The sequence below is a fragment of the Rhizobium sp. R711 genome (assembly GCF_002211365.1).
GTDB lineage: Bacteria > Pseudomonadota > Alphaproteobacteria > Rhizobiales > Rhizobiaceae > Rhizobium.
Map to the genome: position 1 here is coordinate 36,118 of NZ_LOKZ01000011.1, position 13,222 is coordinate 49,339.

General features: G+C 59.0%; 13 protein-coding genes, 1 tRNA gene and 1 pseudogene. 5 read left to right on the forward strand and 10 right to left on the reverse strand.

The annotated features are described in order from the left end of the window. Position 1: 1 nt before the first annotated feature. Entirely contained in the window at positions 2-1,375 is a 1,374-nt protein-coding gene (locus ATY80_RS30015) for a hypothetical protein (RefSeq protein WP_189637145.1), read from the reverse strand. 201 nt (positions 1,376-1,576) lie between these two features. Here ATY80_RS30015 and ATY80_RS13150 point away from each other — a divergent pair, with 201 nt between their 5' ends. Further along, on the forward strand, positions 1,577-2,164 hold the full coding sequence (locus tag ATY80_RS13150) for a transglutaminase-like cysteine peptidase (protein ID WP_088692902.1): 588 nt from the start codon (positions 1,577-1,579) through the stop codon (positions 2,162-2,164). 64 nt (positions 2,165-2,228) lie between these two features. Here ATY80_RS13150 and ATY80_RS13155 read toward each other — a convergent pair whose 3' ends face one another. Further along, positions 2,229-2,489, reverse strand: a complete 261-nt coding sequence (locus tag ATY80_RS13155) for a hypothetical protein (protein ID WP_007802691.1) — start codon at positions 2,487-2,489, stop codon at positions 2,229-2,231. Between the two features lie 681 nt (positions 2,490-3,170). Here ATY80_RS13155 and ATY80_RS13160 point away from each other — a divergent pair. Then, positions 3,171-3,617: an acyltransferase gene (locus ATY80_RS13160; RefSeq protein WP_088692903.1), complete on the forward strand. Its 447-nt coding sequence runs from the start codon at positions 3,171-3,173 to the stop codon at positions 3,615-3,617. Between the two features lie 5 nt (positions 3,618-3,622). Here the strand turns inward: ATY80_RS13160 and ATY80_RS13165 are convergent, their stop codons facing one another. The 3 genes from ATY80_RS13165 to ATY80_RS28935 all read right to left on the reverse strand — a co-directional run bounded on the left by ATY80_RS13165 (position 3,623) and on the right by ATY80_RS28935 (position 6,650). Further along, complete coding sequence (locus ATY80_RS13165; protein ID WP_088692858.1) at positions 3,623-4,360, reverse strand: membrane-anchored protein; 738 nt, start codon at positions 4,358-4,360, stop codon at positions 3,623-3,625. A 1,085-nt stretch (positions 4,361-5,445) separates the two neighbouring features. Further along, positions 5,446-6,192 (reverse strand): hypothetical protein, encoded by a 747-nt coding sequence (locus ATY80_RS13175; RefSeq protein WP_141105558.1) that lies wholly within the window; start codon positions 6,190-6,192, stop codon positions 5,446-5,448. Positions 6,193-6,215: 23 nt separating this feature from the next. Further along, positions 6,216-6,650 carry a hypothetical protein gene (locus tag ATY80_RS28935; RefSeq protein WP_189637146.1) on the reverse strand — a complete coding sequence of 145 codons (435 nt, stop codon included), beginning with the start codon at positions 6,648-6,650 and terminating at the stop codon, positions 6,216-6,218. Positions 6,651-7,334: 684 nt separating this feature from the next. Here ATY80_RS28935 and ATY80_RS13190 point away from each other — a divergent pair. Both ATY80_RS13190 and ATY80_RS13195 read left to right on the forward strand, forming a co-directional pair. Further along, positions 7,335-7,649, forward strand: a complete 315-nt coding sequence (locus ATY80_RS13190) for a DUF982 domain-containing protein (protein WP_245306840.1) — start codon at positions 7,335-7,337, stop codon at positions 7,647-7,649. A 348-nt stretch (positions 7,650-7,997) separates the two neighbouring features. Then, the gene (locus tag ATY80_RS13195; protein WP_088692904.1) at positions 7,998-8,276 is read left to right on the forward strand and encodes a hypothetical protein; all 279 of its coding nucleotides are present in this window, start codon (positions 7,998-8,000) and stop codon (positions 8,274-8,276) included. A gap of 104 nt (positions 8,277-8,380) precedes the next feature. Here ATY80_RS13195 and ATY80_RS13200 read toward each other — a convergent pair whose 3' ends face one another. Beyond that, positions 8,381-8,677 carry a hypothetical protein gene (locus ATY80_RS13200; protein WP_245306841.1) on the reverse strand — a complete coding sequence of 99 codons (297 nt, stop codon included), beginning with the start codon at positions 8,675-8,677 and terminating at the stop codon, positions 8,381-8,383. Positions 8,678-9,323: 646 nt separating this feature from the next. Between ATY80_RS13200 and ATY80_RS13210 the strand changes: the two genes are divergently transcribed. Further along, positions 9,324-9,830, forward strand: coding sequence for a hypothetical protein (locus tag ATY80_RS13210; RefSeq protein ID WP_189637147.1), 507 nt, complete (start codon positions 9,324-9,326; stop codon positions 9,828-9,830). A gap of 12 nt (positions 9,831-9,842) precedes the next feature. Here ATY80_RS13210 and ATY80_RS13215 read toward each other — a convergent pair. The 4 genes and pseudogenes from ATY80_RS13215 to chrA all read right to left on the reverse strand — a co-directional run. Further along, positions 9,843-10,235 (reverse strand): annotated as a pseudogene (locus ATY80_RS13215) (IS481 family transposase); the annotation flags it as partial. 12 nt (positions 10,236-10,247) lie between these two features. Next, positions 10,248-10,324, reverse strand: a tRNA-Met gene (locus tag ATY80_RS13220). A 109-nt stretch (positions 10,325-10,433) separates the two neighbouring features. Further along, positions 10,434-11,633: a tRNA 2-thiouridine(34) synthase MnmA gene (gene mnmA, locus ATY80_RS13225; RefSeq protein ID WP_088692866.1), complete on the reverse strand. Its 1,200-nt coding sequence runs from the start codon at positions 11,631-11,633 to the stop codon at positions 10,434-10,436. 179 nt (positions 11,634-11,812) lie between these two features. Beyond that, on the reverse strand, positions 11,813-13,222 hold the full coding sequence (gene chrA / locus ATY80_RS13230) for a chromate efflux transporter (protein ID WP_088692867.1): 1,410 nt from the start codon (positions 13,220-13,222) through the stop codon (positions 11,813-11,815).

Here is a 13,222-nt window from a genome sequence, read left to right on the forward strand (position 1 = left end):
CTTAGTGGTTTCCGCCGTGGCCGCCGCCCTGGTTGCCGCCACTCTCGTTGCCGCCGCCCTGGTTGCCGCCGCCCTCGTTGCCACCACCCTGATTGCCGCCGCCCTCGTTGCCGCCACCCTGGTTGCCGCCACCCTGGTTGCCGCCGCCCTGGTTGCCGCCGCCCTCGTTGCCGCCACCCTGATTGCCGCCACCCTGGTTGCCGCCACCCTCATTGCCGCCACCCTGGTTGCCGCCACCCTGATTGCCACCACCCTGATTGCCGCCGCCCTGGTTGCCGCCACCCTGATTGCCGCCACCCTGGTTGCCGCCACCCTGATTGCCGCCGCCCTGGTTGCCACCACCCTGATTGCCGCCGCCCTGGTTGCCGCCACCCTGATTGCCGCCACCCTGGTTGCCGCCACCCTGATTGCCGCCGCCCTGGTTGCCGCCACCCTGGTTGCCGCCACCCTGGTTGCCGCCGCCCTGGTTGCCGCCACCCTGGTTGCCGCCGCCCTGGTTGCCGCCACCCTGATTGCCGCCGCCCTGGTTGCCGCCACCCTGGTTGCCGCCACCCTGGTTGCCGCCGCCCTGGTTGCCGCCACCCTGGTTGCCGCCGCCCTGGTTGCCGCCGCCGTGGTTGCCACCACCGTGGTTGCCACCACCGTGGTTGCCACCACCGTGGTTGCCACCGCCGTGGTTGCCACCACCGTGGTTGCCGCCGCCGTGGTTGCCGCCACCGCCGTGGTTGCCACCACCGTGGTTGCCGCCGCCGCCGTGGTTGCCACCACCGTGGTTGCCGCCGCCGTGGTTGCCACCACCGTGGTTGCCGCCGCCGTGGTTGCCGCCACCTTCGTTACCGCCACCCTGGTTGCCGCCGCCTTCGGTACCGCCACCCTGGTTGCCGCCGCCTTCGTTACCGCCACCCTGATTGCCGCCGCTTTCGGTACCGCCACCCTGGTTGCCGCCGCCTTCGGTACCGCCACCCTGGTTGCCGCCGCCTTCGTTACCGCCACCCTGATTGCCGCCGCCTTCGGTACCGCCACCCTGGTTGCCGCCACCCTGGTTGCTCCCACCCTGGTTGCTGCCGTCTCCGCGGCTGCTGCTATTGCCTGTACTGCTGGTCGTGCCGTTGTTGCTGCCACTGCCAGAACCGCTTCCCCCTCCGCCTGAGGAGTTGCGTGCTGCGCGCGTGCCGCTCGCGAATTGGTCGCTGTGGTGATCCGGATCGGCGAACTTATTGACTTTGATGGACGCAACCGGGCCGCATAATCTTGCTTCGATTGTGCCTGGCTTTACCGTCCGACAATTGACCCGTTGGCTCTGTGCGCTGGCAAGGCTTGTTCCCGCAAGAAGAAACACCATGCCGGCAGAAATTATCAGCAATTCTTTACGCATAGTTACTCACTCCCACAGTTAACAGAGCGTTAACGTCGAGATTTATACAGCGCTAATAAAGTAAAAAGAAGAATAACTTTCGAAAACCGAGCATAGAACGTTAGTATATGGTTAACCTTTAAAATATAAAATTCTAATTAAGCGCAACAGCTTAAAAGTGTATAATTAACCGTCCAATACTCAGCCGAAAGGATGTTTTCGATGCGGGCCTTGGCAGCTTTCGCAGCGTTCACACTTGTTTTCACAGCGTTTGCTGGTGAGAGCTATGCAGGGTCCACCCTTCGCGCATCACGCTCGATCGGAGCGCCGATTGGCTTTCCCTCGGCATGCGCGCGCTATGCCTGGCTTTGCCATGGCGGCGGCGGTCACGAGATGACCGACGAAGAGGCTATGCCTTTGCTTCAAAAGGTGAATCGGCAGGTCAACGCCGGCGTCGCACCAGCGACGGACGCACAGACATCAGGAAAATCCGAGTACTGGTCGCTACCCGTTAACAACAAAGGCGACTGCGAAGATTATGCTCTGCTGAAACTGAAAACGCTGCTCGGCGCCGGCTTTGCGTCGAACAAATTGGCGCTTTCCGTCGTCATCGACCGCGGCGGCAACAACCATGTCGTCCTGCTGGCGCGGCTGAGGTCCGGCGACTATGTCCTTGACAATCTGGCAGGAAAAGTAAAACCTTGGGAAAGCACAGGATATACTTTCTTGGCGAGCCAGAACTTTAAAAATAGGAGTGCCTGGCAAGTAACGCTGGCCGGCCCGAGGGCGGGCCAATTTTCCGGAACGTGAGAGCACCGGTCGCAACTCATCATTTGTCCTGTCGGACACGCGCCTTCACGCGACGAAGCAAGGCCTAATGGACCGACGGGTCCTCTTCTTCCAGAAAAGTTCTGATCCCTTCGCGAGCGACCGTCGCCAGAAACTCGTCAAACGCCTCGCGATCAGTAGCAAAAGGCTCCTCCCATTCGATGAGGTCCTCGTGCTGAGTCACCACTTCCATTTTCCAGTCACCATTCGTGCCGGCCGGGCGGAAGATATCGACGAGTACCGTCACGCCATCATCGGTAAATTCACCAGCGAGGTCGGAATGCTCCAGCTTCGGCTTCTTCGCCATTCTCAAATCCGATCCGTGATTTCGACGAGCAGTGTACGCGGCAACGATGACACGCTTGCAGGCCACTATCGTGCATAGCGTAAGCAACAGAGAAAGACCCGAAGCCGAAGTTTATGAGAAGTTCCACAGAAGAAAATGTGTCATTTGACTGGTAGCGAAGCCCGTTCAACGCATCTCCGGGATCACGCTGCGCCGTGTCGCTTCTACGTGAGGCCATGCGCAACCTCTTAGCATTCTCCTCCCAAAGGATGCGGGTGGCCTGGCGGTCGTGCTAAGACTCCGCAATATCCAGGCAACCCGTCGACCGCTTGTGAACCGAGGTTTTAGCTTCCCTTGATGCAGGCGCCATCGATTCCGGCTTGGCTCGATCTTGACTTTGCAAATACTCGTCGTCCACCTTCAGCAGCGGCTAATTCAAGGGAGAAGATTGGTGGCGGAACGTTCGGTCTGTATCGGGTGGGATTCCCGCGAAGACATCGCCTACCCAGTGAAGGGCGTCACATCAACGACGCCCCTTGGCTCAAGAACTGGCCGGATGTCGCGTACACCCCAAGGCGGCTCGACAAGCCGCTCGCGATCAATCCTCAGTTCGTGACGGTATAAGCAGTGAACCTTGGCAAACTCGTCAAATTCTACGCGATTTTCTGCGGCGGGCGCCTCACGATCGGAGCGAAACCCAAAATGCTTTATTGGCCGCGCTTCAGGTGGCGGAGAGGAACAATAGCGATTGGCGACCGTGTCTCGATGCGCTACGGCGTCGTGATTGATGCCCAGAGCGGACGCGTCGAGATCGGCAACAATGTTTCGCTCAACGACTTTACGGTCCTGCTCGGCCACGGGGGCATCCGCATTGGAAACGGCGTACGGATCGCAGCTCAGTGCGCTATTGTTTCTTTCGAGCACGGCTTCGATGATCCGGTGACCCCCATAAAGGATCAGCCGCTACGGAAAGCACCGGTCGTGATCGAGGATGACGTCTGGATCGGCGCCGGTGCAAAGATATTGGCCGGCGCCCATATTGGTCGCGGTTGTGTGATCGGAGCCAATAGCGTCGTCAGGGGAACCACGGTTCCAGACGGCATCTATGTCGGCGCGCCGGCTCGGCTGATCAGACTTCGCGGACGTTGAAGTCCTTAGGTCCCCCGAGGAGGCCAAAGTGCCAGCTTCGTCGACTGAGCGACATGCGGGTCGGCCGTGAAGATCGGAAGCCTTTGCTCACTGAATATCTGAAGCGCTTGCAGATCGGTTTCCTGATGCATGCGAAAAAGGTTGAGCGAATTGTATTGGTGCCCCTTCGAGAGCGGATCGATGCCGGTGAGAATCACATTCGCCGCGCCGCTGGCGAGTGCCAGGGCCGCGCCAACGACGCCATTGGACCATTTCGCCTCGCCCTCCAATTCCAGGTTCAGTCTCCCTGTCATCTTATGCATCAGGGCGATGCGCTCATGACGGCTGATCAGCCTCAATTCGTCATAGCGATAGTCGAAGGCATGAAGTCCTCTTACCAGCCGTTCGAGCTCGTGCCGCCAATTGAGAACGCAAAGCAGTCCTGTTTTCTTATGCTCGAGCACTTTACGAACTTCGACCGCGGCCGGATTGAGCCCTTCAATCTGATTGAACTGCATCAATGTCACGTCGGGCGCTTGGGGCAACCAACCCTGGGCCGCCACCTGGGAGGCGTTTATCGTCAATACGCGAAACGAATCGTTCCAGCCTTGTGGCTTCGTGGAAAAGGGCGCAGAGCCGGCAACAACGACGGTTTTTCCGAGAAAGAGGCCGTCCAACTTCGGAACGCGCGGAGCAGCCAAGCGATATCTTAACCAGCGATTCCAATAACGCTTAGCGCGTATCAGCTCTTCGAAGTACGACATGCCCTGCTGTCCCCTCCCTGGCGCTTTTCCCGGTCTGTAAAACTCAACGATGATCACGATCGCGAAATACAATGCCGTCGCAAGAACAAGCACTGGGCCCAGCCTGAGCGTGCAGCCGCCGTCTTGCACTCGTTGCGAGTGTAATGGCGGGTTGGCTATTGCGCAAGGAGCGCCTCACAAACGTAGCCACAGCGTTTCCATAGACGCCGCTGGCGAATATCGCTATTTCACCACGTGCTCGGGTCGGAGCGGGCTTTTTCAATGACCGTCTTGGGAATCAGTCGTACAATGTGCTGTTGGACCCGATGCACGGGACGGTCCGACCAAGAGCGTCCACGCGCTCTTGGCGTTACGAGGGAACGCCACCATGCAATTCCCTACGTTCACATTGGAGAATGGAGAAGTTGAAGTCCTCACGTCCGTCATCCAAGCCTGGTGCCAAGCAAACCAAATAGACCCGGAAAGCGAGTGCGCTCGGGCGGTAATCGTCACGGCACTTGACCTGATCGAAGCCGGTTTCCGGACACGTGAGAGCCTATCAATCGCGCTTGCCAATGCCTTAGCGCCTGATGCCTTTAACATCAGTGGCGAGTAGCGGAGTGAGCGTATCTCCCTAGGGCTGCGCCTCGAAGGTAAAGCGTACACCTTCTTCGAGCAACTTGGCGTGGGTCTCGGGCCCCAGTTTACGGGACCGGCCAAAGTCCGTGTCAAAATTCCGAGAATTTGCGTCCGGTTGCACTAACGATCGGCGGCGGCAGTTCACTATATCGATTTGGAGCAGAGGACCTTCAAACCATCGACAACCCGTACGGCACGAGCTTGTCACCATGTCTTAGAGGCAAACTGTTACTTATGTCTTCGGTGAGGACAAAGAGACGAGTGGTAGCGGAGGTCCGTTGTGGTCACGACAGCCGACAGGGTGAACGGACCGAGATCAGCTTAGGAACATGGCAAATTGCGTTGAAACGAGCTATCGCTAATTATCTGAAGACAAGGCGGAAATGTGCTCCTGAGCCAGCGAACGCCGTCGTCGGAAACGGGAGTCAACGCCCCGTCGACCGGGGCGCTTCGCCGTCACGCAATCGCTAAGCGGCTCGCACTACGGGCTGCCGAGGCTTCTTGCACTTCCTGAACCACGTAATCGCCAACGCCCTCCAGAACTGAACCTTATGGGTAGCCGCGAATAGCTTGGCCTCGTCCTCCGCTGTAAACAACAGATCGACTATGGAATCGGTCACGTCTTCCGGAGTGATTTTGTCGCAATACTCGGGATCGGTCATCAGCAGTTCGACAGCCTTGATCTGAGGTGCTGTCAGCGGCCCGCGTTCCGCGTTGGCAAGCACCTCAGGGATTTCGCGAGCAACGATCGGGCCGCGTCTGTTGATGAGCGCTTCTACCTGCTTGATGGCTATCGTCTGTCGTGTGCCGGTACCCGTGTATGCGTTCGTCGTCTTCAGAACTTTGACGTTCGCCCGAGAGCAAACCAATTCCAAGGTTTGCGCATCCTCGTCGGCTGCGGCCAACGCCGCCTGGTGCAGCTGAAGAGTGGTTACACCAACGCGGTCGATGTTCTGACCTATGAACGCCTTCGCTTGGGCAACAGTGTCATCCGCCTCGACGATCATCACCGGGATCATGCGCACGTGTGGATTTGACGCAGCGGCTATCGCCGTGTGCTGGCCATCTAGTACCTTCAGTATCGTTTTTCCGTCGCACTCGGCGTACGCGCAGATCGGCGGCTTAAACTTCGCCCAATCGAACCCCTCGATTATTCTCCGGATTTGGCGCATCCCCCTTCTCACCAACGTTTCGTTGATAGGCCGGGTCGACATGGAGTGTCGTTGGATCGACCACCTCACAGATAGGCATCCCAGTTTCCGGTGATTTTGGCGTTAAGCCGGCAACACTGATTGGCGCAATCGGTCTGATATTGTCCTGCATGGTTCTCCCTCGTGATGAGAGGAGCTTCGGAGAGGTAACGGCCGAAAGATATGCGACTTGCGGGGTAGCGTTTCGCAATCGCTAAGGTCCACAGGTAGCCGCACTGTTTTGGCGCAGGCAGTGGATAAGCTTCGAGTGCAATCACACCCGAAGGCTGTGTTAACGATGTACCAACATGCAATTTGACGTAGCAGAAATTTCTGCGATGCTCGCCCCGGGCAATTAAGGGGTCTACTGTGAAAATGACTGTTTGGGCTCGGCGCATCAACGCCGCAGCGATTTCGCTCGCGCTGGCGAGCTGCACTACGACACAAGCTGAATTCAACAAGAAACCATCCGCGGTCAGCAAGGCGCACTCTGCAAGACGGTGCTCGAAACACAAGACCCACTGTTCCAGCAGCAGCTCGTAACCGAGCTAAATAGGCGAGGCCTCAGTATTCCTGAATGTCAGCAGATGGTTCTGCAGCAGAAGCAAGCAGCTGCGGCGCTGGTGGCCGTTGCACTCGTCGGAACGGCTGTAGCCGTCTGCGCAAACGGCAACTGCGGGGGCGGCAATTATTACGCCCCACCATCCTACTACAGAGGGAATTGCCAGTACGACTGGCAGTATGATTCAGCCGGCCACCGCTGCGGCCATCGAAGCGCTTGGTCGCGACCAGGCGGGTCGTGATTTTCGAACTGCAAGGAAGCCACGCCGGTTGACGCGGCTTGCGAACATCGCCATCTGTCATGATGCCCGGGCGGGGGCAGATTTCCAAACCATCGACATGCGGCGGTCGATCCTTACGAGGAGACGCTCATGCGATTCATCAATTCAAATTGGAACCCCGGCTGCATTCACTACGTCCCGCACCACGTGGACATCGTGGCCAAGTGCCATGCCTGCGGAGCGGAACGCCGGTTCGATCGTGGCAGTCTGCCACCAAGCTTGCGGCACGCCTATATCGACGAAATCCAACCTCGGCTAAAGTGTCAGACGTGCGGTGCGAAGGGCGGAGAGATGATGTTCGGGAGCGTGGAGGAGTAGCGTGCCGTGCCGGCACCTACAGACATGCTGATCAGAGCGCTCGGGATAGCGATCGACGTTCGCCCCGGTGTCTATCGCGTGGTGACCACCGTCGAGGGCATGGCCGAGATTCTGACGCAGCGATGGCCGGAGGAGCAGCAGGGAGACGCGTGGCGGGGAGCCCTTGAGGCTTGCCTGAGAGCATTGGAAACGCAGACCAATGCAGAGGCGGCACGGGCAGCCTTCATCATGGCGGCCAAAGATGCTGGCATCCCCGTTAACGGGAATCCGGAACTGTTCGAGCCTCCCCCAAGGCGAGAGAGGCCGAAGAAGCGGCGCTGAAGCGTAAAAAAAGGCCGGGGCGAACCGCACCGACCTTCCTCACATCGCCATTCACACCAGTGCCAGTACATCCGTGGTCAAAAGCGGAAAGCAATTTCGACATTTGCGAGCGGCAGACGTTTTCCAGCGCTCATCAGCAATGCCGATGGGGCCGATATAGACGCTTCTTGCCCTGACCGCAACCTCAATCTTTAGTTTTGTTAACAATCTCGAATAAAAATAAAACTTGCATGAATTCGATTGCGCGCGGAGGGCAGGTCGTGCATGGTCCACCGGCCAGCAGCCTATGATACGGGCGCTGCTGCCTTAGGGCTGAAGGCCCTGCCCCAAATGCGAAGGAGGACCGAGATGTCTTCCGAATTACACGCGGTCTTGAAGTCTAAAGACCTCCTCATGTTGCAAGGCGTGTTGGATGCGGCTGGATATTCTTCAGCCAGTAGCATTAAGCATCCTGAACGATACAATGTCGCGGCGAAACTGCTTGTCGAACGTTTGCAAGGCGGGATGACCTCGGCGGACGACCTCGCCAAGGAACTGGAAAAGCACTTTGGCTCAGTGCTTTCGTCAATCTCTCCACCAAGCTTCGAGCGCACACGCGCCTCCATTCAAGGTCGACCTCTCCGATAGCTATTTCGGAGAACTGCAAACTTCTTGCCTTCCAGATAGCGAGCGAACGGCGCGTAAGACGGTATCCCGGCCGGGAGGGTGGACGCACGACGCTGAAGCCTGAGCTACCACCTGTTGGAATCGCGCTCACGCTCCTCGACTGCCCGGCGCATGGCGTCCTCACGACCGCACTCGTATTTTTCCATATGGTAGCGGATCAATGACTGGCGGCGCCCTTCATCCATGATGGCGAAAACGCTTCGGAAGCGTCGCTCGATGTCTGATTTGGCTGCATCGGATCGTTGGCGAGCGGCCATCAGTTTCGAAATTACATGGTACGCCAGTAACCCTACCAGTACGCCCACCACAAGGCTAAGAACGGATTCCCGACTAACCAGAGCTCCAAGATCGATGTACGCCATGTCATCCCCCTGCATCGGAGCATGAAGGGGACCGGTGTTTGTGTCTATTACACCGTTTAGGCGACCCCAAGACAGCTTGACTCTCGCGTGCACCCCCTGTCACGCTGCACCAATGGAGAGTGGAGGCACAGCATGTTCCCAGGGAGCGGTAAGGTCCATGACGACACGCTTTGCCGCGCTGATCAGCATCTGCGTCATGCTATCGGGATGCTGGGGATGCGATCGCCACCTGCCTCCGTTGCTGCGCGATTTGAGGGCTGTCTACGAAGGGGACATGTTCAGTGACGGATGCGGACCTCCCGAAGGGAAGAAACAGGCCTTTACACCCGAGTTTACAAGGCGCTTGCAGGCACTGTTTCCCGCCGGCAGTGATGCGGCTGGTATAGAGCGGGCCTTCAATCGATGGGGTTCAAGGTTGTTTCACCTTGTCCTAAGTACAATCCGAATGTTCGTCTGGCCCAGTTTGTCCAAAAAGGGTGTCTAACCCCGATGGACGCCAAGGTAAGATGGCTTATCAATCGTCGGCGCCGATCGATCGGGACCACGTGTCGTTTGCAGCACGCATAAGGAATCCGGCAGCTGTGATAATAATGGCCGATATTATGTAGAGAAGATCGAGCGAGACGTAATCGAGCGCCTACGCGGGATGTTTGCCGATACCGCCGTCATCGACGCCTATGTCGAGGAATACAAGGCCGAGAGCAAGCGAATTGCCATGGAACGCCGCAACAGCCGGGGTGCGAAGGAAACCGCGCTGGCGGACGTGCAGGGACAGATTGCGCGCGTGCTAGAACAGGTGGCAAAAGGAACGATCGACGAAGACGACGTTCTGGCAATTCTGCCTGGGCTCAAATCCGAACGCAGCCGGTTGAAGGCAGATCTTGAGGCGGAGGAACCGCCAACGAACATCATCGAGATCAAGCCAAAGGCGGTCGAGAAGTTCAGGGAAGATTTGGAGAGCCTTGCGGAAATCCTGAGGGTGCGAGGCGCGGAGCCAAGCCTTGCAATGGCGAAGGCGTTCAGGGAGGTCGTTTCCGCTGTGGTCGTCTACCCGCGCAAAGCTGGCGAACAATATCAGTACGAAATCAAGGGATGGCTATCTGGAATCGCCGGACCGGAATTGTCGGCTGTGCCCGACCTGAGACATAGGTAACAGATCGTACCTCTAAGACATGGGTGACAAGCTCGTGCCGAACGGGTTGTCGATGGTTTGCAAGGTCCTCTGCTCCAGGTCGATATATCCGAGATCATAGTGCATGAAGCTGACGAGCCAAATACCGTCGTCGACTTCCTTGATGCCGAGTTTCTGTCCGGCCAGCACGGTGGAGATATTGATCTTCTTGCGGTGCATGCAGATGCGGCCGCAATTGGTCACCAGTGCGTCACGGTCGTGGAACGGATAATCGATCTCCGGTAGCCCGTTATATCGGCGCGCCGATGGCGTGTAGAGATCGACCGGCACCTTCATCGCCAGGGCTTCATGCGGCCGTTCGGTATTGAATTCGCTGACGAATGCATCGAAGCGGGCCTGCTGCTGCAGGATATTTCTGCCGGGTGGACACTGTTTTAATGGTAGCGGAGGAGGGATTTGAACCCCCGACACAAGGATTATGATTCCTCTGCTCTGACCTACTGAGCTACTCCGCCACTGGTCAACGGTGCCGTTCGCGATGCGGAGGCCCGTGGGATGAGCGGCTTATAAGGTGCGCCTCGGCTTTATGTCAAGCGCATGATCGAGAAAATACCACGGGCTTTTTCAGGCTGCGACTGGGCTGGCCAGCAGCGCCTTTAGCGAGGCTTCCGCCGCCGGTTCGCGCTCAGAGCGTTCGATGAAACCACCACCATAAACCCGCGCGTCGTCGCCGGGCGCCGAATAGAGTGCACAGGCCTGGCCCGGCGCAACGCCGGCTTCCCCGATTGCGAGGTCGACATAGATACCGGTCGCATCGGCATGCAGGACAGCGGGTGTCGGTGCACGCGTCGAGCGGACCTTGGCAAAGCAAGCGAAGCCCTCGCCAGAGGCCGCCTCGGCAAGCGGCTCGTCGCCCAGCCAGTTGACATCGCGCAGATAGACACGGTGCGTTTCCAGCGCTTCTTTCGGCCCGACGATAACCCGACGCGAGCGAGCATCGAGATAGACGACGTAGAGCGGCTCGCCGGTGGCAATCCCGATGCCGCGGCGCTGGCCGATGGTGTAATGCAGGATGCCTTCATGCTGGCCCAGCACGCGGCCGTCGAGGTGGACGATCTCGCCGGCGAGGGCCGCATTCGGCTTCAGCTTGTTGATGATGTCGGAGTATTTGCCCTGCGGCACGAAACAGATGTCCTGGCTGTCAGCCTTCTTGGCGACCACCAGACCCATTTCTTCGGCAAGCTTGCGGGTTTCGGCCTTGGGCAGACCGCCAAGCGGGAAGCGCAGATAATCGATCTGCTCCTGTGTCGTCGCGAACAGGAAGTAGCTTTGGTCGCGATCGGCATCGGCCGGGCGATAAAGCGCGCGGCGACCGGGATTGCCGGGAGCCGGATTGGGCCGCGAGCGAATGTAGTGACCGGTCGCCAGTGCGTCGGCGCCGAGCTCCTTGGCGGTTGCCAGGAGATCCGCGAACTTGACGGTCTGATTGCACGAGACGCAGGGGATTGGCGTCTCTCCGGCCACATAGCTTTCCATGAAGGGGTTGATCACCGTGTCGCGGAACCGCTTCTCGTAGTCCAAGACATAGTGCGGGATGCCGAGCGTCTCGCAAACGCGACGGGCATCGTCAATATCCTGGCCGGCACAGCAGGAACCGGCGCGGTGAACGGCCGCACCGTGGTCGTAAAGCTGCAGCGTGATGCCGATCACGTCATAGCCCTGACGTTTGAGAATGCCTGCCACCACGGAGCTGTCAACGCCGCCGGACATGGCGACGACAACGCGGGTATCTTCCGGCTTCTTGTCAAAATCCAGTGTGTTCACGGGTGGCTGCCAATTCTAAGCTTGTTGCAATCCGCCCATCAGAGCCGGCGGATTTCAGGTGTCCGCGCGGGATCGGCCGCCGGACTTTCGTTGGCGAGGATATAGAAAGGATTGGGTTCCGGCGCAAGAGGCGGACAATTTGCGGGCATCTCCGAAAGCGGATTCCCCCCGCAATCGCTTCAGAGTGTCCCGAACAGCCTCCAGGCCATTCCGGCCACTGCACATGCGAGCAGCGTCGGAATAACCGACATTCTGAACCGGAAGATTGCAATGGCGGCGGCGACGCTAAGAACGAGCGACGGCAGGGCCAGCGACGACCATACGGGCAGCTCGATCCAAATAGGACCAAACCGGTGGATGCTGGTCTCGGTAAACAGGAAGTGCAGACCGAACCAGATGGCGAGGTTCAGGATGACGCCCACGACGGCAGCGGTGATAGCCGACATCGCGCTCGCCAGCGTCGCATTGCCCCGGAGCTTTTCAATGAAAGGCGCACCGAGGAAAATCCAGAGGAAGCATGGCACGAACGTCACCCAGGTCGTAAGCATCGCTGCCAGCGTCGCTGATGTGATCGGATCGAGGTTACCGGGATCGCGGTAGGCGCCCATGAACCCCACGAATTGTAGAACCATGATCAGTGGCCCCGGCGTGGTCTCGGCCATGCCGAGACCGTCGAGCATCTCCGTCGGGCGCAGCCAGCCATAGTGCTGCACCGCCTCCTGCGCGACATAGGCAAGCACGGCATATGCGCCGCCAAAGGTAACGACGGCCATCTTGCTGAAGAAGACACCAATCTGCGTGAACACATCATCGCCGCCGCGAAAAACATAGAGCAGCAGAAGCGGCCCGAGCCAGAGCGCCAGCAGCACAGCCGAAATCTTAAGCGACCACACCAGGTTCGGCCGCGCATGGATCGGCGTTTCCTCGCCAAGTGCGGAATCCGCATCTGCAAGGGCGTGACCGGCAGCGGCTTTGTGGCCGTTGCCGGCCTGGAAAAGCCGCGAGCCGGACTTCGAACCCACGAAACCTGTGATCGCCGCGATCAGAATGATCAGCGGGAACGGCACGTGAAGAACAAAGATGCCCACGAAGGCCGCGGCCGCGATGGCGACCATCGCGGGATTCCTGAGCGCCCTGCCCCCGATCCGAATGACGGCTTGCACAACGACCGCAAGCACGGCGGCCTTGAGGCCGAAGAACATCCCCTCGACGGCGTCGAGGTTTCCAAACACCACGTAGACGTAGCTGAGGGCAAGGATGGACAGGAAGCCGGGCAGGACGAAAAGGATACCAGCCACAAGCCCTCCCGCCGTCCTATGCATGAGCCAACCGATGTAGATGGCGAGTTGCTGCGCCTCGGGCCCGGGCAACAGCATGCAGTAGTTGAGGGCATGCAGAAACCGATGTTCGCCGATCCACTTCTTTTCGTCGACGACAATCCTGTGCATGACGGCGATCTGCCCGGCTGGGCCACCGAAGCTCAACGCCGCCACGCGCAGCCAGACACGAAACGCCTCGCCAAAGGGGATGCCGTGGCTCGTCCGACCCGCCGTCTTGTCGGCGGGCGTATCCGTCACAAGGTTGGCCAT